The following is an 18,941-nucleotide window of genomic DNA, read 5'->3' on the forward strand; positions in this document are numbered from 1 at the left end:
GCGACTAGAGCGCCCATTCTCGACGGATAAACGAAAAAAGTGTACAATGAGGCAGGTGAATTTTTGACACCTGAATTTTCCAAAAGCCCTTTTTTGTATTGGATTAAGCAAATGTTAGTAGAAACCACGGCGGCGTTATACGCACGCCTTGCAATCCCGTTCCTGTCCCTTCTTGCGCTGCCCGTTGTGTTGTTGGCCGACGTAGAAAAACCAGAGAGTTTTGGCAAACTATCGGTCAAGTTTGAATACGAAGGCAAACCAGCAAACGGCAGCCTCATCGTGTCCAACGGGACATCGCGTCAAGAATGGGTCGATGTCTCTGAAATATTCGCAGAAGTGCCATCATCTGCGACATATATCTTCGACCTGAAGCCCCCCGACGACGATCAAACGATACCCATAACGTTCCGTGACGTTATCCCAATCCTGGAGATCCCTGATTCAGGCTCTCTCGATCTGATCGTCTCTGTGCTTCCATCTGATCTTCCCAAGCCATTTGACCCAGTTATTTTCGTTCGCGAAGCAGGCGTCGATGTCACGGTATCCAACCGGGCGGAGGAAGTATCTTCCAAACCCAACCGTCTCAAACTTACGTCTCGCATTGAAAAGTCCAAGCCGTCACTTGTTCTTTTGGATGGGATCTATTCGACCGAAGAAACAGATCCAGACGACGAACGCGACTTCACATGTGGAGACAATTGCCCACACCTCTTTCAGGACCTTAACTGCGACCCAATGTGTTACACCTGTTCATCAACTTGTGTGTCCCGTGGTTACTGGAAAGCCAATTACAACATGTGCGAAGGCATCCTCACATCGGAACCGCCAGAGTCTGAGTGGGAGGAACTGCCGCCAGGTATCGGCGGTTTGCAGTTGGCCGTGGCGACAATAAATGACGGCGCGATTTACCCAAACAAGATGGAACTCAGCGGTGCAGGATACACAGAAGTGATGGAACCACCTTTCAAAACAAGGAGTTTCCCAGATTTCACGGCCCCTGAAGGTGACTACCTGTATTCTCTATCGTTCGATAACGCAGGGATCGACGAGACGGCTGGAACATCGAATGTCACACTTCCGCTTTCCATTCGGGACGGTCGAATTGGCAATCTTATTGTTCGCCTGCCAGTCTCACGCGATGAACTACAAGCTCCGTTCCCCATTGCAGACAATCGAATTGGTGCTGTGCTCAGGGCGTATGAATTCAGCCCAACTGGCAGAAGCATCTCGCTGGATGTAACCAGCCCCGACCCCGATCCCGGCGCAATCTGGTATGCGCTTGCCCTACCGCAAGGTCTGGCAGAGGACGAAGTGAAAGTTACCAGCAATGGATACCCGGTTGAGCACAAAAGCAGATACGTTTTTGGGGTCGTAACGGACCAGCCGGTATTAATTGTTAGAAGTGAAGGTCAGCGTGATGAGATAAGAATTACGTGGTAGTACCGCGGCCTTTGTCATCAAAACGACCATCGACATATCTGTGAAACCTGCGTCGATACGGCCTTTACCCATATGGTTTCATCGATCAATGCCAGTGTTACAGGAACACTGGAAACCACCAGTGTCTGCGAATTTTGTCGGTGCAAGACAGTCGCAAGTTGATCAAATCGCAGCGTCGCATTTTGCGGCCGGAAGCGATTGATACAGTATGAAAAAGTGGTGAGCCGTGCAGGATTCGAACCTGCGACCCACTGATTAAAAGTCTTATTATCTCATTTTCGATAGCATTATAGCCAATTCGATTGAACAGTATTTTCTCTTAAATAACAGAAGTTTTAGCGTGCAGAGGTTTCTTAAAGACCCTTCCCAACCCTCCGCACTTTGCTTACCTTGTGCTTACCCAATCCGTCCGAGACCAATATGCCCAACGTCAGATTAACAAAATCAAGTGTCGATCGCCTTTCAGCAACAAACCGGGACACGATCTATTGGGATGACGGTCTGCCGGGTTTTGGACTCCGCGTGAAAACAACCGGTGTCAAAAGCTTCGTAGTTCAATATCGCAACAAACAAACCGGACGGTCGAAACGCAAGACACTTGGGCGATATGGGCCGACCTTGTCATTGGGCGCCGCCCGCGAAATGGCACGCGCGATTCTTGCTGACGTGGTGCGTGGCGGAGACCCTGTCGCGGACGCTCAAACGCTCAGGCATTCACCAACGGTGAACTTACTTGCCGAGCAATACATGACCGCACATGCGGAGCCAAAGAAACGTCCCGGTAGTGTTCGGAATGATCGGTCAATGCTGGACCGATACATTCTCCCCAAGCTTGGTAACCTTAAAGTCATTGAAGTGACGCATCAGCATGTTCAGAAGCTTCACAATCAAATGCGTGATACTCCATATCAAGCCAATCGCACTCTGGCCCTCATGTCGAAAATGTTTGAACTGTCTGTGCGCTGGGGTCAGCGTTCTGACAATCCGGCGCGCGGCATAGAAAAGTTTCCCGAGGAAAAGCGGGACCGCTGGTTATCTGACGATGAGCTGCAAAGGCTGTTGGTGGCTCTGTCAGAGCATCCAAATCAGGTTGCAGCCAACGCTATCCGACTGCAACTCCTGACAGGTGCACGGATCGGCGAGGTCCTGACGGCAAAATGGGAAGACTTCGATTTGGATCGAGCGGTCTGGACAAAGCCGTCGCACCACACAAAGCAAAAGCGACGAGAGCACCTGCCAATATCGTCAGCAACCTGTGATTTGCTTGCGGCAATGAGCGCAGGGGATTCTCCTGAGAGTCGCTGGTTGTTTCCGGGACGCTCTCCGGACCAACCGTACAAAGATCTGAAGAAATTTTGGAGCTCGGTCACCACATCAGCAGGCCTTCAAGACTACCGTATCCACGACAATCGGCATACGCATGCGTCGCATCTCGTTTCCAGCGGTCTGAGTCTGCCTATAGTTGGTCGATTGCTTGGACACACGAACCCGTCTACCACGCAACGCTACGCGCATCTCGCAGATGACCCGTTGCGGCAGGCAGCGGATGTAATGGGTAAGAAGATCAGCGGTGGCAGTTCCTGAAACCTGAGAAATTCCTGTGCTGAAGACACGCGAGCGGCAATTAGACTACAGCTGTCGGCACAGTGTCGATGTTTGGGACGGAAGGGAATGGACGGAGATATAAGATGTCCAAATCTCTACTTCCCGTTGTCACAACGCGTCGTCCGCCTTGGAACAAAGGCAGACTAGTCGGACAGAAGCGGCCATTGCAGTCAAAGCAAGTCTGGGCCATTCGCGCTCGGCTCGAACTTGCAAACAAGCTGAGAGACCTAGCATTGTTCAATCTTGCCATCGATAGCAAGTTGCGCGGGTGCGATCTCGTCCGCCTGAGGGTTAACGATCTCGCCGTCGGCAATTCCGTTCGCGATCGGGTATCCGTTGTTCAACGTAAAACTGCGAAGCCGGTGCAATTTGAAGTGACGGAGAATACACGTGAAGTCGTGTCGCAATGGGTTTCTTCTCAATATATGCATGGACAACGGTATCTGTTTCCAAGTCGTATGCATGCTTTGCCGCATCTTTCGACCCGGCAATACGCTAGGCTTGTCCGGGAATGGGTGTCAGCGATTGGTCTCGATCCGTCCAGCTACGGCACGCATTCGCTTAGGCGCACCAAAGCGGCTTTGATATACAGAAAGACCGGAAACCTACGTGCCGTTCAACTTCTGCTCGGTCACAGCAAAGTGGACAGTACGGTGCGTTACCTTGGCGTCGAGCTTGAAGACGCGCTTAGTATTGCCGAACGCATCGATCTTTAACCTTTTAGGCGGGCGGGATCGTCCGCTCGCCGCTCCCAAGCAGACTTTCGGAATCTCCCGTTAATCTTCCGCTTCGAGCCCAAAGCGGCCAATGCTGAAATATGGGCCAATGTCTGCTACGCAGGGCCTTGGAGGTACTTCGAAATGCTCAAGGGTGCGGTGTTATACGCAAAGGACTTAGAAAAACTGAAGGCTTTCTATCTTGCGATTGGCGGAAGGCTGACCGATGGTATCGACGGAGAATTTGCCGCCATTTCGAACGACGATACCGAACTCGTCATTTTGCAAGCTCCTCAGAAGATCGCAGCGCAAATCCCGATAGAAGACCCGCCAGTGGTTCGTTCTGCCACGCCACTTAAGCCAATAGTCTGCATCACTTCGATTGCTGATGTTCTTGAGAAGCTTCCAAGGGTTGGAGGCAGGCCGGTCCCAGGCTCAAAGCAATGGAAATTCCGACAGTGTTTTGTGCAAGACATCGTTGATGCCGAGGGAAATGTCGTTCAGCTCTGGCAACCGGAATAGCGTTAAGGGCTGCCTTTCAAGCAGGCTTGGCGGCCAGCAGCTTCATCTTTTGCGACGAACTCCGCGAGGGTTGCAGTGAAAGACTGCTATGAGTCCTTTTACCGGATGCTGCATGGTCAACAGGCATCTGCTTTTGACTCTTACGAGTCCTGCCGAGTCACTGCTGACGGAGCTTGCCTACTTCTGGTACGGCAAATTCCACCAAAACACGAACCGAGGTCTGCCACGCATCTGGATCATTGTAGTTCCCTGCGAAGGTCGAAACGACAAAGCCCGCGTTTGGTTGTATGGTGAGGCGCTGACCACCATTGCCGACAGCAATAAGAATTGCATCGCCGTTCGGGCCCTTAGTCAGATACCACAAGTACCCATAGTCAAATCCTGGCTGGATCGATGTGACTGCACGAAACGACGAATCCAACCAGGTTGCAGGTACGACTACTCGACCATCGTAGACGCCGTTTTGAGCAATCAACACTCCAATTTTGGCAAGATCTCGAGCGGTCAATCTCAAGCCGGAAGCTGCAGATGGTACGCCGTCATTGCCACGCACCCACTCATAACTCTCAATACCAAGGGGCTCAAACAAACGGGTCTGGGCGAATAGGTCGATGTCTTGTCCAGTACCATCGGCAATCAACTTTGCTATCAATGCAACAGCACCACCATTATATGTCCAAGTTGTTCCTGGCTCAGCCACCATTGGACGGTCTAAGACAAAGCGATAGCGGTCTTCGGCCAGTTCCATTGCGATTTCGCTGTTGCGTGGATCGGTGTATGGCAGGCTTTCATCCCATTGTGTTCCCATCTGCATTGTGAGCGCATCCGCCACGGTGATGTCTTCTCGTCCTGACCCGTCGCGTAAATCTGCGTATTCTGGGAACTGGTCCAACAAAGACGCGTCGACAGGTGGCACAGCACCTTCTGACAACGCGATTCCATACAGCAAACCGACGACAGACTTCGTAACAGAGCGAAGATCGTGCAAGGTCTCCGGTCCATGATCGATGAGACCAATTGGCGTACCCCATCGCTCGTCTTCACCAGGGAAGTAGGCTTCGGCAATCCTGTCACCATCCAGCACTACAACCGCACCATGGAGGCCGACTATATCATTTGCACCCACTGCAGCTTTAAGCCGTTCCTGCATGTCTTGAGCCCAACCCACTGAGGAACCGAAACACAATACTAAAGACAGCGCGAGGACAAATCCGAGCTTCTCTCGATGGGCCATAAGTTATCCTCTTTGGTTTTGTTCTTGCCGACAAACTATCTTGCACTTCGCTTTCGTGGAAGCGGACATTGGTTTCGACAGATTAGATGTCAGCAAAGTCCGCAAAGTAGAAGTTCCAGCAAGTTGCAGCGAAAGACCGCTCTGCGGACGAAGCAGACAATCGGGTGTGGAGCGACAAGTACGGCTAACGGCCCATTCCTGCCGTTCGACCTCGGTCACCGTCGCTGCGACGCGGCCCGTCAGAGGAGACATTCGCCGCGAGCGCAAAAACGGGGGCCGGTCGAACTCACAGTCAGCGGACAAATCCATCGGTAAGCGTCAGAAGGCTACGCGATCACCACCCTTCAAATCCAGAATTTCCCTGGCTTCATCAGGCGTCGCCACCTGACTGCCCAGATCTTCTACGATGCGTCGAATTTTGGCGACTTGCTGAGCGTTGCTTTCGGCCAGCTTTCCACGTGAGATGAACAAGCTGTCTTCTAGGCCAACGCGAAGATTGCCGCCCATCTGACTTGCAGTGGTAGCAAGCGACATCTGCGCACCGCCGGCTCCAAGAACGGACCAGCGGTAGTCATCACCAAACAGGCGATCTGCTGTACGTTTCATGAAGATCAGGTTGTCGACCTCAGGCCCGATACCACCGAGGATTCCAAAGATGAACTGAATGAAAATAGGTGCTTTGAACAACCCGATATCCATGCAGAATTTTAAGTTATACAAGTGGCCGACATCGTAGCATTCATGTTCGAATTTGATGTCATGCGGCGCGAGCGTTTCTGCCGCTTCGCGAATGTCCCGGAACGTATTGCGAAAGATGTTCTGATCGGAGTTCGCGACATAGTCTTTCTCCCAATCAAATTTCCAATCATCATCGCCATAACGGTTTGCCAATGGGTGAAACGAGAAGTTCATCGAACCCATATTCATCGAGCACATCTCGGGGCTGAAAGTCTTGGCCGGGTTGATCCGGTCTTGAATGGATAGTGTCAGCGATCCTCCAGTCGATAGGTTCACAACGGCATTGGTCGCCTGTTTTATGCGGGGCAGAAATGGCGCAAAGTCATTTGGGTCGACGGATGGCGACCCGTCCTGCGGATTTCGCGCATGCAGGTGTAGGATCGACGCTCCAGCCTCGGCGGCCTCAATCGCCTGCCGCGCGATGTCATCATAGGTGTACGGAAGTGCCTCCGACATGGTTGGTGTGTGGATCGCTCCTGTTACAGCACATGTGATGATGGTCTTTTTCTGACGGGCCATTGGTTCAGTTTTCCTTGGATTGTCCGGTGTGCTTTACGCGATAGCCCAGCGGAAAAAGTTGCAGATCATAGCGGCTGCGAATCATGCCCCAGATTCCTTTCGGCGCCTTGAGCATGACGACAATCGCAACCACACCGAGAACGATCAGGTAAGTTGTTCCGAGGTCGGCCAGCGTTTCGCGCAGAGCGAAGAAGACGAGCGTACCGATAATCGGTCCTTCGATTGTGCCGATGCCGCCTATTACGACGATGAAGATGACGAAGGCGGTCCAGTCGTTGACGCTGAACGCCGCATCCGGCGATATGCGCAGCTTTTGCAAGAAGATCAGAGCGCCGATCATTGCCGTGAATGCCGAGGTGACGACGTACACAATGAACTTCGTGCGCCAGATATCGATGCCGAGGCTTCCGGCGGCCAGTTCGTTGTCGCGAATTGCCGTCAGCGCCAACCCTTGGCGCGAGCGTAGGAAGAGATAAACGGCAGTCACCACCAACATAGCAGCCCCGAGCGCCAGCCAATAACTAAGCGCCTCTCGCATCGCGCGCCCGGACGCCAGAGATTTGACGATGGCAACGGGCAGCGAAGATCCTGATCCCCCACCAAGCGCTGAGATTTGCGCGAAGCTCAGCCGAAAGACTTCAGCGATGACCCAGGTACCTATGGCAAAATAAGCGCCTCGAAGCCTGAAGATCAGAACAGCCACCGGGATCGAGATCAAGGCTCCCAGCACGCCTGCGGCTGCAATAGCAACCAATGGGTTCAGCCCACCCAGCATCGTAAGCGCAAAGAGCATATAGCCGCCAAAGCCCACATAGGCTTGCTGACCAACAGAGACGAGACCGGCGTAACCCGCCATGAGATTCCAAAGAGTTGCGAGGGACAGGTAGAGAAACAGCTCTCCCATCAGGCGCATGTCGGCGCGGCCTGCCCACCAGGGCGCTGCAATCAAAACAAGCAGACCGATTGCGGCAAAGATCGCGGCAACTCGTGCTGCTTTTGACGATCGAGAAACAGAGTAGTCCTGCAGGTTCATCCGGAAACCCTCGGAAAGAGGCCGTTCGGACGAACGGCAAGAATGACAAGGAAGGCAATATGGCCGGCTAGCACCTGCCAGCCCGGATCAATCTTGGCTCCGATGGTTTGCGCGACGCCGAGGATAACGCCGCCGATCAGGGTGCCCCAAAGGTTGCCAAGCCCACCGATAATGACGGCCTCAAAGCCAAAGATCAGGCGGCCCCCGCCAATGGAAGGATCAAAGCTTGTCCGAATGCCAAGCAGGATACCGGCGATTGCTGTCACGCCCAGCGCCAGAGCCATGGCCAGTCCAAAGATATGCCTGCGATTGAGGCCCATAAGCTGGGCGATGTCTTGATTGTCGGACACCGCTCGAAATGCGCGACCAAGCGCGGTTTGATAGAAGGTCCATTGCAGCCCCCAGATCACAGCAATGGCGATCCCGAAGGTCAGTAGCGGTAATATCCCGAGGGTCACACCGCCTACTGCGACGCTGGCTGTTTCCAGCGCACCAGCATTCAGTGTTTGGGGGTCGGCCGTGTAGACCTCCAGCAACCCGTTCTGAATAATCACACTAAGCCCAAAGGTCACAAGCAGCGGTGGAAGAATATCATCGCCAAGAGTTTGGTTCAGCAGGCCGCGTTGAAGGGCATACCCGATCAACGCCATAGCGGGAACAACGATCACCAACGCCGCCATCGGGTGCATCCCGGTCGCGGTCGTCACGGTCAAGCCGAGATATGCGGCCAACACAATCAGATCGCCATGGGCAATATTGACGAGCCGCATGACCCCAAAGATTAACGACAGACCTGCGGCAAACAGCGCGTATAGCCCACCCAGCAGTGTTCCCTGCACGATAGCGTTCAGCCATTCCATATTATTTGATCCCGAAATACGCGCGTGAGATATCTTCACGCGATACGATGTCAGATGCGCTTTCCAGCGAAACGCGCCCCTCCTGCAGGCAGTAGACCCGGCTCGAGACCGAAAGTGCCTTGGTTATGTCCTGTTCGACGATGATCGCGCTCATGCCTTCACCGATGATGCCAGGCAAAGCCTCGTAGATATCTTTGATGATGATCGGCGCCAGCCCGAGGCTGATTTCATCGAAGAGGATCAGATCGGGATTGGCCATCAATGCACGCCCGATGGCGACCATCTGCTGTTGACCGCCCGACAGCGATGTAGAGGCCTGATCTTTTCGCTCTTCAAGGATCGGGAATAGATCATATACTGCTTTCAGATCCCAAGGGCCTGCGCGACCAACTTGGGCGCCGATCATCAGGTTTTCTTTGACAGACAAAGAGGGGAATAGCTGTCGACCCTCTGGCACCATCGCCAGTCCACGTTCAGCAACCTGGTCCGCGCGAAGGCGACTGATATCCTGACCCCGGTAGTGAATCTGATCCGGTCCGTTCGTCAGCAGCCCGGTGATAGACCGCATCAGGGTTGTCTTGCCTGCGCCGTTCGCACCGATAATGGCAAGAACTTCGCCTTCACCAACGTCCAATTCGACATCATAGAGCGCTTGGAAATCGCCGTAGTAGGAGTTCAAGCTGCGTGTTTGAAGAATGGGATCAGGCATCGGCTTCGATCCCCAGATAGATTTCTTTGACTTCAGCGCTTTCCATGATTGCCTGCGGCTCGCCCTCGGCGATCTTCTTTCCGAAGTCGATGACGATCAGACGATCCACGACAGCCAGCAGGGCGTGCACAACATGTTCGATCCAGATGATGGTGACACCAGACGCGTGAATGTCCTTGATGGTTTGAACCAGTGATTTGCACTCAGCTTCGGTCAAACCACCGGCAATCTCATCCAACAGCAGCAGTTTGGGTTTGGCGCAGAGCGCGCGTGTCAGTTCCAGGCGTTTCCGTTCCAGCAGTGTCAGGCTGCCTGCTAGAACGTTTGCCTTGGGCAGCAGCTCCGTTTGGTCCAGAACCTCCAGACAAAAGCGCTCAGCCTGATGCCCATGCAAGCCGGCCGACTGCGTGGCGGCGATCATTGCGTTTTCAAAAACAGTCATTCCCGAAAACGGCTGCGGGACCTGAAAAGAACGCGCAATGCCTGCATGGCTGCGCTTTGCGGCGCTCCATTTAGTAACGTTCTGCCTATTGAATTCTATCACTCCGGAATTCGATTTGAGCGTCCCAGTGATCAGATTGAACATCGAGGTTTTGCCGGCACCGTTGGGCCCGATCACCCCCAATGCCTCGCCTTGTTGGACCTCATAGCTCATGGCATCGGCGACAGTGACTGCGCCAAATGCCTTGCTCAGGTCTTGGAGTTTCAAGATTGTCGTCATGCTTCTCTCGGATGGAGGATTCGGCGCCAAGATCGGCGCCGAATGTCTGGTCAGCCCAGCAGTTTCATGTCCGCCGTCACCGGAACCTCTGGCGCGGTGCTGTTGGCAACGATCTGCAACTCGTATGCGTCTCCAGACTTCTGCCACTGGCCACCGACCAACGGAGTTTTGGTAACGTTATTCATCGGCCCATCACCCCAGTTCACCGGCCCGACAATTGTGTTCAGGTTGGTGGACGTGATTGCCGAAATGATCGAAGACGGGTCTTCCAGATCATCCGCCCGTTTGATGACATCCGCAACGACCTCGAACAGCGCGTGCTTAAAGCCGAGCGGTTGCGTCCAAGGTCGACCCGACTCTGTTGTATAACCTTCGGCAAGGTCTTTCGAGGAAATGCCGGTGAGTGAGGACGAGAACGGATGATGCGGGGACCACCAGACCTCGGTCGACAACCCGTCACCACGGTCTCCCAGCGATTCAATGACCGATGGGAACAGAAGTGCCTTGCCAATGGTCACGACCTTTGGGTTGAACCCTTGCTGGGCGGCTTGGCTCCAGAACGTAGCGAAATCGGGTGGAATCATGTTGCCAGTGACGATTTCGCAACCCGCAGCTTTGAACGCTGCGATCTGGTTTGAGAAGTCGTCGGAGAGAGGCTGATAGCGACCGGGGTCAGTCAGCGTGTAGCCAGCTGTGGCCAGCGGTTTGGGCAGGCCCAATTCCGCATCACCCCATGCATTTCCGTCGGCATCGTTGGGGAAAAGACCGCCCACTGTCTTGGTCACGCCCGTTTTGTCCCACATATCTAGGAACGCCGCGATCACATCCTCCAAACCCCAGAAGAAGTGATAGGTCGTTTCAAAACCCTCACCTGGAACACCATTGCGGCCAAAGAAATAAGGCTGCCAAGGGCAGTCGGTCGTGATGCAGGGAACTTCGTTGATCTCTGCCTGATCAGCAACAGGGTTCACCGTGTCCGGCGTTGAAGCGGCCACGATGATATCGACCTCATCACCCAAGATCAGGTCAGCGGCAACCTCGGCTGCGCGGTTGGGGTTGGACTGGCTGTCTTTTGAGATGATATCGACGTTCCAAGTCTTTCCGTTATTGTCCAACCCGGCCGAAAAGACCTGCTGAATGGCTTGAAGCACATATTCATCGGCCTCGGCGAAACCAGCCAGTGGACCGGTACGCGGGCTGACATTGCCAATCCTTAGCGTCGGGTTTGCCGCATAAGCACGCGTTGCCCGGAGAATGGCCGGAGCAGCGATTGCCGCCGAAGCCCCGGCAATAAAACCGCGCCTTGTGGCCGTCTTAAAAGTCTTTGTCATTGCGTCCTCCCTTCACCGGCCTCCCGCCAGTGTTTGATTGATCTTACAAAGTCTTCTCGAGATTTTTCAGATGTTTCGCGACACGTTGGCGAACCTGATCTGCTTCGCCCTCGGCCCATTTCCTGAAACCTTCGCCTGATTTCATCCCCAGCTTACCCGCATCGACAAGCGACTTGAGGTAGGATGAAGGGCCTTTATGCGCCTCAAGATCGTGTAGTACGTTTTCATGGATATCGAGTGTCAGGTCAGTACCAACCAGATCTGCGTTTTCCAACGGGCCAAGGACCGCCAATCGCCGCCCAAAGCTGGACTTGATCACGGTATCAACGGCTTCCGCATCGCAAATACCGTTTTCCACCAGACTGACCGCTTCGCGCCACAGCGCATGCTGAAGGCGATTGCCGATAAAACCGGGCACGTCCTTCTCGACCATCACCGGAGTTTTTCCTGCGTCCTTCAGCAGATCGAACATGGTTTGCGCGATCTTGGGATCTGTCCATTCCGTCTTGATAACTTCAACTAGCGGGATCATATGCGGCGGGTTCCACCAATGCGTCCCCAACGAGCGGTTTTTCAGCCGCAAACCGGACATGATCTGAGTAATCGGCATGACTGAGGTATTTGATGCGAGTATGCAAGTTTCTGGTGCATGCGTCTCGATCTCGGCAAAGATCGCTTGCTTGAGCGCCAACTTTTCCGGCGCCGCTTCAAAAACAGCATCGGCATTTTGAACCGCACCTTGCGTCGTCGCAAAAATCTCAATCATCTTGAGGGTTTTTGTGATTGTGACCTCGTCGTCCCCCATCGCGGCCATGCTCGCGCGGATGCGGTCAGGCACGGTGGCTCGTGCCTCTTCAACGGGATCTGTGATGGCGACATATTGACCTGCTCTTGCCAAGGTCAGTGCGATACCGTGCCCCATAAGACCCGCGCCAATTACCGCTATCTGCTGTTTCTTGCGCACCATTCTTTAACCCGCCGTATACCCGCCGTCAGCATGCAGAATATGCCCGGTGTAAAAATCAGACGCCCGCGACGCGAGAAACAGGAGAGGGCCGGCAAGGTCTTCAGGTTCACCCAGTCGTCCTTTGGGAACACGGGTCAGGAAACCGTCGCGCACTGCCTTCGCTTCGTCGGTATCTTCGAACATCCAAGCCGTCAAAGGCGAACGAAATACAGTCGGCGCAATCGCGTTGACAGTAACTCCTGTTGGACCCAGCTCACATCCCAACGCTTTGGTTATCCCGTTCACTGCAGCCTTTGACGCACAATACGCTGTGTAACCGGCAGGGTGTCCAAGGATGCTGCGCGCAGAACTGACGAAAATGATCTTGCCATATTCGCTTTGCTTCATGTGCGCCGCCGCCGCGCGCGCCAACAACCAGCTCTGGTTCACATTGGCGTCCATCACTGCGTCAAAGGTTTCCGGTGCCATGTCGTTGATCGGCGCAACTTTGTTCATACCAGACGCGACAACGAGAATGTCGAGCTTACCAAAGGTGTTGACGGCCTCGTCAACCAATGCCTCACAGGACGCTTCATCAGTCGGTCGGGTATTTATGGTCACCACGGTTGCACCAAGTGCCTCGCTCTCTTTGGCAATGCCATCGAGCGCCTCTTGGTTTCCCGCCGCCAAAACAAGGTTGCAACCAGCTCCGGCCAACACGCGGGCAGCAACCATTCCAAAGGCGCCCGACGCTCCAGTGATCAGTGCGACGTCATTTTTTACGTCAAACATCTTAAGTGGATCAGACATTCTTTTCGTCCTTAGCTTTCTGGCGGATACGGAATGACCACCAGCATTTTGCAGGTGTGGTTGGCGCGGTTTTTAATTTTGCGTATTTCGCCCGGTGCGATCGTGCAGCTATCCATGGGTCCAAGAGTGGTTTCGGTACCATCAACGATGACGGTCATTTCGCCTTCCAGAACGACGTAGACTTTCTCAAAAGGTGAAGAGTCGGGGCCTGCGCCACCACCTGGTAGGAACTGGCTGAAGCCAATCCACTGATTTGTCGGCCCACCTTCTTCGAACCCCTGCAAACGAAGCCCATGACACCCAAAGTGGTTCGGTGCTTCGTAGGGTTGGGCGTCTTGAAAACGCTTCAGATGCATGTCCGTCTCCGCTCAAGATTAAAGGCGGCCGCCGGCGAACCGGCGACCGGTCCGTGAGTGTTCAGAATTCTTCGCCAGCTTCGATGCGGTAGGACTGGTTCTTGTCGATCATCGCAACCAGTCGGATGATGCAGCCGTCGCCTCGGTCCCAATTCCATGGGAAGAAGGCGAACGTGCAGCGCTTGCCTGTCACCGCATCTAGATCCCCGCCGACATTCTCAATACCGAGAATACCTTTGGAGAACAGCATGTTGTGCACTGGCTCCCACTCGGGGAAATCAACCTCCCACGGTGTCCCGCCTGACCATTCAAGATATTCTTTCTCAAGGTGTGGCAAAATTGGACCGTTACGCTGCGGGCCAATGGCCGTTGCCAGAGGGTGATCGTTTGCCTGGGTGTCGTGGCCAACGACTTTCACACCTTTTTCGATCATCCACTCGGCAGCGGAAGGAACAAGGCCCGGGCAATAAGCAAAGTAGTCACCGTCTTCGTACTGCTTATGCCAACCAGTGTTGATGATCAGCACATCGCCTTTGCGGATTGCATGACCACAGGCCTTTTCCAGATCATCTCCGGTGATTTGCTCCCATTTTTTCTTGGGTACGGAAACCACCAAACCCGAGCCAAAGAAATGGGGGAGCGGTACCTCGTCAATGAACGGCGTTCCCTGAACAACATGCGCTGGCGCATCAATATGCGTGGTCACGTGCATAGTCGTGGTAATCGTCTGAGACAATACGCCAGACTTGGCCATATAGTGCTTTCGGTCGATCTGGACGTCCTTGAAATACGGCCAGTTGGGACACTGAAACCCGTATCTGTGGCTCAAGTTGTAGAACTCGAGTCCCATGTCATTGTCGATGTTTGCCTGAAACTCAATGCCGCGGATTTCGACCATTGGGCATATCTCCTCTGTTCGCCGGCAACGCGGCGGTGTTCGGTTTTCAATTGTCTGGGTGGCCTCCCCACCTGTCCCGTATGATGATGCACACGCACCGCATAACGGTCAACAAAAAACTCACTATACGGTTGACTTGCACCGTATTGTGATACAACACTGGAAAATCGCCAAGCATCTTTAGCTACGGTGCGAAGACAGAATGAGGTAGGTTAAATGTCTGAAAAAGCGGACAAAGGTGGCATTCAGGTCATTTCCAGAGCGGCCTCGATTTTGCGTGTTCTAAAAGAAAACCAATCCGGAATGAGCTTGGGGAAGATCGCCGAGCGTGTTGACCTGCCCCGCTCTACGGTACAGAGAATCACAAGCGCACTTGCTGAAGAAAGACTTGTCATAGCAGATGCAAATGGGGGTGGCTTGAGGCTAGGCCCCGAACTAAGCGCTCTCGCAGGTGCTGCGCAGTACAGCATTGTCGAACATTGTCGGCTGCTTTTGACGGAACTGACCCAAAAGACCGGGGAAACCACAGACCTCGCCGTCATGCGCGGTATCGGCATGGTTTTCTTAGACCAGGTCCCTGGCGTCTATCGATTGACGACCGTTTCGCAAGTGGGCGAGGTTTTTCCACTGACCACCACGGCAAATGGGAAAGCTTGTCTCGCTCAACTCGATGAAGGAGATGCGACAAAGCTTGTTCAGAACGAATGGGAACGGAATGGTATCCAAAGAAATTTGGATGAGTTCCTTTCCGAACTGAATAAGGTCCGCGAACAGGGCCTTGCCTATGATTTGGATGAGCATTCTGCAGGTGTATCGGCGATCGGTTTCTCTTTCGTCGACTGGGTCGGAGATTTGCACGCGATTTCTATCCCGGTACCAACTACTCGGTTCAAAAAACAAAGGACAAACATCGAAAAAGCGCTTCTTGAAACAGCCGCCAATATCCAACTGACTTTTCGCTGAAGGTCCGCTTTCGTATTCTTCATAGCTACTTGCTGCATCGGCAGCGAATGTTTGGTTTCCGCCCTGTTGACCGATGATGCGTCTGAACGCGACGTCGCCTTTGGGCTCAGTGCAGACGTTCGCACAGTTGCTGCGAATGACCGCTACGCCGACAAAGCAGCCACTGAACGCAAGTTCGACCTAACCAATGAACGAAAATCACGAATGACAATCACAAGGACTTGGTTTTTCCTCTACGACACGCTCGTAATCAGAAAGAGAAGGTTACACCAACCAGTGGTCCTGTTTGCATGACGTCATAGGCGAACGTCCCATCGGACCGTTCCGTATCATAGTCGATTTCGTAGTGCCGCCAACCGAAACGAATAGAGGTATTCTCCCAAGCTTGATAGGCGAAGCCCAGCGAAACACGCCAGTGGGAATTGACATTTTCGCCACCAAGGCCTGCGTCAGCCGCAGCAACCAAGAACCAACGATCCGAGAGTTCCCACGTACCACGAGCGCCAACAACCACCTCGGTCCATGTTTCAGTCCCGCCAAGGGTGACGCTAGGCCCCATAGTGGAAACGTCAGCTTCCTGCTTCAGCTCGTTGTAACGAAGCCCAGCTTGCAGATCGACGGAATACCGTTGATCGTTCTTGCCATAAACCCCGTTTGCAACTTTGTAACCACCCAAAAACCCGATCCACGATTGCTTAACATCTAGGTCAACGTCGATGTTCCCAGCCGGAAGCGGGATGGATCGTTCAGTCCCTAGCTTTGCGTAGTTTGCGTCGACTATGAAACCCCAGTTCCCCGTCCAACCTTCGTATTGTGCCGAGATACCGAAGTCCAAGAGTTCCAGCGCATCTTGAAAATCCAAATCAAGATCAACGCTGGTATTAGCAATAGTCGACGTCCCGGTCAGCGATTGTGGAAGAAAACCGTACACGGTCACGCCATGACGCCAGTCTTCAGAAAATGAGAGGGTTACGGGTTCGGCTTTTGTGACCGAGGGTAACACTATGCCGAAAGCAGCAGCGATAAGAGCCAGGGCATTGGGAGAGAAAAAGAAAGCAAGTTTCATCGCGTTCGGTCCTTCAATCGCGCAAGTTCTAGATAATTCTGACCGGACTGTGCCGGTCAGGACACTTGATCGGGGGCCGCTTAATCCGACTTTCTAGTGAGACCTTGAGCAAACAGGATATTGTCCACGAGTTCCTTTGTTTCAGGTCGAAGGTTTTCAATTCCGCCATACAGTGGCCCATGCCCTGGAGGCATGTCAGGATAAAGCTCTTTCATGGCAAGATGGCGTTGGGCCATCAGACTGAAATTGGCACCGAAACCTACGCCAATACGAATAGAATCTTGCGGTCGATCCTCTCGCGGGTTCTTGTATAGGTCGTACATGGCAGCAAGGATGGGGTTTCCGCCAGGAGGTGGCAAATGCATCTTGTATTGCTGCTTGACCAGAGATCTCAACACAAATCCTTCGTAGACAAATACATAGTCTCGACGCCCATGCGTTTCCCCGAGAAGCCAAAGCGCGGTTTGATCGACTCCGTCGATAATCCGGTCGCGTGGGATGCTCGCCTCGCCGTCGCCCAGTCGCGCAAAGGTGCTGAAAAGATCAGAAACGTGAGTGATATCTTTAACACGTGTCCCTTCCTCAATCATACCGGGCCAGCGGACAAAGGCATTAACACGAACGCCACCTTCCAGATGCTCGGTTTTGCCGCCGCGATAGATCCGGTCGGACTGGCCGCTCTTGTCGACGAACTCCATAAACGGGCCATTGTCTCCCATGATCACGATGATCGTATTATCTGCTATTCCCAGTTCCTCAATCCGGGTCAGGATTTCACCGATGTAACCATCGACCTTAACGATAGCTTCTGCGACCGGTCCACCGTTTAGAGTTTGGGCCTGTTCGATATCAGTCCTGGTAAAGCTGATCGGGAACAACGGCCAGTACTGCAAAAAGAACGGCTTGTCGCCTTTGGCGAGCTTTTCCAGTTGATCTAGAGTGCTCTGCTTGTAGCGCTGCCCCATGGCGACATAATCGTCCTGCGAGAACTTCTGCCCCGGCTCCATGTGGACCTCGCGTATTGCTCCACCTTTTTCACCGACGGTTCCATAGACCATTGCGTAAGGGTCGATGCGGAATGTGTCATCCAGCATCAGATCGGCAGAACGAAGCCTCAGATCGACACCATCAACATGTCCTTCGTTCAAAGCCGTCGAATTCATCAAGGCAAGTTGCGCCTGTTGGTGAATCGGATGTTCGGCATAATCGAAACCTTGGTTGATCGCATAGCTTTGTTCGATGTCACCCATGTGCCACTTGCCGATATGGGCCGTTGCGTAGCCATTTTCGCTCAGCACTTCGGCCAAGGTCACTTCGCGGTCCGCCAAACCCTCACCCTCAGGCACCGCTTTGGCCTCATCGAAACCGGTCCGGACCGGGTGTCGCCCAGTCAACATGGCAACGCGGGTGGGTGTGCAAGACGGTTCGGTATACATCCGCATCATGGACATACCTTGTTCTGCGAAGTCCGTTATATTTGGTGTCGAGTATCCACGTACCACGTCGAGATCTGGCATTCCGACTTCGCCAAATCCTACGTCATCCAGCAGAATGTATAGAATGTTTGGGGGTTTTCCGCCGTTCTTGTCTCGGAACTCTGCCAGTTTGGCGTCGATGTCTTTGTCTTCAGTTGCCCAGCGATCACCGTGCTGGCGCTCCAGAATTCGATACTCGGCGTCTCGAATAATCGAACTTTCTTGAGCCCGAGCTATGGATGTCGACAAGACAAGTGCGACCCCGCAAACCGGTATAAGGAATTGATTTAGACTTCGCATTTTGGCTCCTCTTTTTTTGCATTGTGAAACGGTGTCCGCGGCGCACGAAAATCACCCGGGCGTTCCAAACTCTCTTGTCTGTTGTTCCAATTGACCCGCTCTACTCAGTCGGGTTCGAGCTTTGCCAAAATTTCCTTCTTCAACCCTGCAAGGCTACTATTGAAGGCATCGTTCCAGACATCCTGTTGAGCGAATTCGCATTGCCGGCTCGTCAACAAAAGTTCGAAATCTCTGCAAATCTCGTCAAGCTCAGCGTCCGTTTCTCGGCGCTCCTGAATGTTTTCTGCAAGTCCACCAAAATGCTTCTCGAATACTCGCATGTGCCTATCGAACCCATTAGCTCTCGCTAAGATCACATTACCTACCGCTGAAACCAGCGGGAGTTTCACACGGTGAGAAAGGGGTGAAAATCCTTTCAATTTGACCGTTTATCAGTAGTCTGCTGGCATGGATCCCAGGGAAACTAAAGCCAATAAGCACCCGCTTGGGTCGGGGCAACTGGAGTTGGAAGAAGTTCGTGAAGAACTCAATCGTGTGAAGTCCAGCGAGCTTTTCACAGGCGCAAGTCGGCTCTCTGAATTGCTGGACTACATCGTAGAGCAGAACCTTGTTGATCCCACACAAAAGCCGCTCGCCAAAACAATCGCTGAGGATGTCTACGGCAGACCTCCGGATCAAAATGGTGACAGCCATAACATC

General features: G+C 53.4%; 19 protein-coding genes and 1 pseudogene. 6 read left to right on the forward strand and 14 right to left on the reverse strand.

The window, feature by feature from the left end; translation table 11 throughout:
* The first annotated feature begins 39 nt into the window (after window positions 1-39).
* The 4 genes from GS636_RS16600 (at window position 40) to GS636_RS16615 (ending at window position 4,283) form a co-directional block, all read left to right on the forward strand.
* Entirely contained in the window at window positions 40-1,440 is a 1,401-nt protein-coding gene (locus GS636_RS16600) for a hypothetical protein (protein ID WP_171670810.1), read from the forward strand.
* 420 nt (window positions 1,441-1,860) lie between these two features.
* Window positions 1,861-3,024 (forward strand): site-specific integrase, encoded by a 1,164-nt coding sequence (locus tag GS636_RS16605; protein ID WP_170528646.1) that lies wholly within the window; start codon window positions 1,861-1,863, stop codon window positions 3,022-3,024.
* A 104-nt stretch (window positions 3,025-3,128) separates the two neighbouring features.
* The gene (locus GS636_RS16610) at window positions 3,129-3,761 is read left to right on the forward strand and encodes a tyrosine-type recombinase/integrase (protein WP_170493045.1); all 633 of its coding nucleotides are present in this window, start codon (window positions 3,129-3,131) and stop codon (window positions 3,759-3,761) included.
* Between the two features lie 144 nt (window positions 3,762-3,905).
* A complete protein-coding gene (locus GS636_RS16615) occupies window positions 3,906-4,283 on the forward strand; it encodes a hypothetical protein (protein WP_171670812.1) in 378 nt (125 codons plus the stop codon).
* A 157-nt stretch (window positions 4,284-4,440) separates the two neighbouring features.
* Here the strand turns inward: GS636_RS16615 and GS636_RS16620 are convergent, their stop codons facing one another.
* The 11 genes from GS636_RS16620 to GS636_RS16670 form a co-directional block, all read right to left on the reverse strand.
* A complete protein-coding gene (locus GS636_RS16620; protein WP_171670814.1) occupies window positions 4,441-5,517 on the reverse strand; it encodes a serine hydrolase in 1,077 nt (358 codons plus the stop codon).
* A 318-nt stretch (window positions 5,518-5,835) separates the two neighbouring features.
* Entirely contained in the window at window positions 5,836-6,774 is a 939-nt protein-coding gene (locus GS636_RS16625) for a 3-keto-5-aminohexanoate cleavage protein (RefSeq protein ID WP_171670816.1), read from the reverse strand.
* 4 nt (window positions 6,775-6,778) lie between these two features.
* Window positions 6,779-7,807: a branched-chain amino acid ABC transporter permease gene (locus tag GS636_RS16630; RefSeq protein WP_171670818.1), complete on the reverse strand. Its 1,029-nt coding sequence runs from the start codon at window positions 7,805-7,807 to the stop codon at window positions 6,779-6,781.
* The gene (locus tag GS636_RS16635) at window positions 7,804-8,667 is read right to left on the reverse strand and encodes a branched-chain amino acid ABC transporter permease (protein ID WP_171670820.1); all 864 of its coding nucleotides are present in this window, start codon (window positions 8,665-8,667) and stop codon (window positions 7,804-7,806) included. Before GS636_RS16635 ends, GS636_RS16630 begins: the two co-directional genes overlap by 4 nt.
* Before the next feature lies 1 nt (window position 8,668).
* A complete protein-coding gene (locus GS636_RS16640; RefSeq protein ID WP_171209711.1) occupies window positions 8,669-9,376 on the reverse strand; it encodes an ABC transporter ATP-binding protein in 708 nt (235 codons plus the stop codon).
* Entirely contained in the window at window positions 9,369-10,097 is a 729-nt protein-coding gene (locus GS636_RS16645) for an ABC transporter ATP-binding protein (RefSeq protein ID WP_171670823.1), read from the reverse strand. Before GS636_RS16645 ends, GS636_RS16640 begins: the two co-directional genes overlap by 8 nt.
* A 50-nt stretch (window positions 10,098-10,147) precedes the next feature.
* Window positions 10,148-11,428, reverse strand: a complete 1,281-nt coding sequence (locus GS636_RS16650) for an ABC transporter substrate-binding protein (protein WP_171670826.1) — start codon at window positions 11,426-11,428, stop codon at window positions 10,148-10,150.
* 43 nt (window positions 11,429-11,471) lie between these two features.
* Window positions 11,472-12,395, reverse strand: a complete 924-nt coding sequence (locus tag GS636_RS16655) for a 3-hydroxyacyl-CoA dehydrogenase family protein (RefSeq protein WP_171670829.1) — start codon at window positions 12,393-12,395, stop codon at window positions 11,472-11,474.
* 3 nt (window positions 12,396-12,398) lie between these two features.
* A complete protein-coding gene (locus GS636_RS16660) occupies window positions 12,399-13,184 on the reverse strand; it encodes an SDR family NAD(P)-dependent oxidoreductase (protein WP_171670832.1) in 786 nt (261 codons plus the stop codon).
* An 11-nt stretch (window positions 13,185-13,195) separates the two neighbouring features.
* Window positions 13,196-13,540 (reverse strand): cupin domain-containing protein, encoded by a 345-nt coding sequence (locus GS636_RS16665; protein WP_171670834.1) that lies wholly within the window; start codon window positions 13,538-13,540, stop codon window positions 13,196-13,198.
* Window positions 13,541-13,601: 61 nt separating this feature from the next.
* On the reverse strand, window positions 13,602-14,438 hold the full coding sequence (locus tag GS636_RS16670; protein ID WP_216602932.1) for a cyclase family protein: 837 nt from the start codon (window positions 14,436-14,438) through the stop codon (window positions 13,602-13,604).
* Between the two features lie 216 nt (window positions 14,439-14,654).
* Between GS636_RS16670 and GS636_RS16675 the strand changes: the two genes are divergently transcribed.
* Window positions 14,655-15,401 carry an IclR family transcriptional regulator gene (locus GS636_RS16675; RefSeq protein WP_171670837.1) on the forward strand — a complete coding sequence of 249 codons (747 nt, stop codon included), beginning with the start codon at window positions 14,655-14,657 and terminating at the stop codon, window positions 15,399-15,401.
* 250 nt (window positions 15,402-15,651) lie between these two features.
* Here the strand turns inward: GS636_RS16675 and GS636_RS16680 are convergent, their stop codons facing one another.
* The 3 genes from GS636_RS16680 to GS636_RS16690 form a co-directional block, all read right to left on the reverse strand.
* Window positions 15,652-16,467: a hypothetical protein gene (locus GS636_RS16680; RefSeq protein WP_171670839.1), complete on the reverse strand. Its 816-nt coding sequence runs from the start codon at window positions 16,465-16,467 to the stop codon at window positions 15,652-15,654.
* Between the two features lie 80 nt (window positions 16,468-16,547).
* Window positions 16,548-18,242, reverse strand: coding sequence for a sulfatase-like hydrolase/transferase (locus GS636_RS16685; RefSeq protein ID WP_171670841.1), 1,695 nt, complete (start codon window positions 18,240-18,242; stop codon window positions 16,548-16,550).
* 104 nt (window positions 18,243-18,346) lie between these two features.
* Window positions 18,347-18,562 carry a hypothetical protein gene (locus tag GS636_RS16690; protein ID WP_171670844.1) on the reverse strand — a complete coding sequence of 72 codons (216 nt, stop codon included), beginning with the start codon at window positions 18,560-18,562 and terminating at the stop codon, window positions 18,347-18,349.
* A 127-nt stretch (window positions 18,563-18,689) separates the two neighbouring features.
* On the opposite strand from GS636_RS16690, the pseudogene GS636_RS16695 reads away from it, so the two are divergent.
* Window positions 18,690-18,941: pseudogene (locus GS636_RS16695) on the forward strand (hypothetical protein); the annotation flags it as partial.

Source organism: Ruegeria sp. HKCCD4884, from assembly GCF_013110855.1.
Lineage (GTDB): Bacteria > Pseudomonadota > Alphaproteobacteria > Rhodobacterales > Rhodobacteraceae > Ruegeria.

Coding starts and splice junctions, on each gene's coding strand:
- GS636_RS16635 (WP_171670820.1), bottom strand. CDS start 8,667: ATGGAATGGCTGAACGCTATCGTGCAGGGAACACTGCTGGGTGGGCTA.
- GS636_RS16620 (WP_171670814.1), bottom strand. CDS start 5,517: ATGGCCCATCGAGAGAAGCTCGGATTTGTCCTCGCGCTGTCTTTAGTA.
- GS636_RS16675 (WP_171670837.1), top strand. CDS start 14,655: ATGTCTGAAAAAGCGGACAAAGGTGGCATTCAGGTCATTTCCAGAGCG.
- GS636_RS16670 (WP_216602932.1), bottom strand. CDS start 14,438: ATGGTCGAAATCCGCGGCATTGAGTTTCAGGCAAACATCGACAATGAC.
- GS636_RS16660 (WP_171670832.1), bottom strand. CDS start 13,184: ATGTCTGATCCACTTAAGATGTTTGACGTAAAAAATGACGTCGCACTG.
- GS636_RS16685 (WP_171670841.1), bottom strand. CDS start 18,242: ATGCGAAGTCTAAATCAATTCCTTATACCGGTTTGCGGGGTCGCACTT.
- GS636_RS16680 (WP_171670839.1), bottom strand. CDS start 16,467: ATGAAACTTGCTTTCTTTTTCTCTCCCAATGCCCTGGCTCTTATCGCT.
- GS636_RS16630 (WP_171670818.1), bottom strand. CDS start 7,807: ATGAACCTGCAGGACTACTCTGTTTCTCGATCGTCAAAAGCAGCACGA.
- GS636_RS16625 (WP_171670816.1), bottom strand. CDS start 6,774: ATGGCCCGTCAGAAAAAGACCATCATCACATGTGCTGTAACAGGAGCG.
- GS636_RS16650 (WP_171670826.1), bottom strand. CDS start 11,428: ATGACAAAGACTTTTAAGACGGCCACAAGGCGCGGTTTTATTGCCGGG.
- GS636_RS16605 (WP_170528646.1), top strand. CDS start 1,861: ATGCCCAACGTCAGATTAACAAAATCAAGTGTCGATCGCCTTTCAGCA.
- GS636_RS16640 (WP_171209711.1), bottom strand. CDS start 9,376: ATGCCTGATCCCATTCTTCAAACACGCAGCTTGAACTCCTACTACGGC.
- GS636_RS16655 (WP_171670829.1), bottom strand. CDS start 12,395: ATGGTGCGCAAGAAACAGCAGATAGCGGTAATTGGCGCGGGTCTTATG.
- GS636_RS16690 (WP_171670844.1), bottom strand. CDS start 18,562: ATGCGAGTATTCGAGAAGCATTTTGGTGGACTTGCAGAAAACATTCAG.
- GS636_RS16645 (WP_171670823.1), bottom strand. CDS start 10,097: ATGACGACAATCTTGAAACTCCAAGACCTGAGCAAGGCATTTGGCGCA.
- GS636_RS16610 (WP_170493045.1), top strand. CDS start 3,129: ATGTCCAAATCTCTACTTCCCGTTGTCACAACGCGTCGTCCGCCTTGG.
- GS636_RS16665 (WP_171670834.1), bottom strand. CDS start 13,540: ATGCATCTGAAGCGTTTTCAAGACGCCCAACCCTACGAAGCACCGAAC.
- GS636_RS16615 (WP_171670812.1), top strand. CDS start 3,906: ATGCTCAAGGGTGCGGTGTTATACGCAAAGGACTTAGAAAAACTGAAG.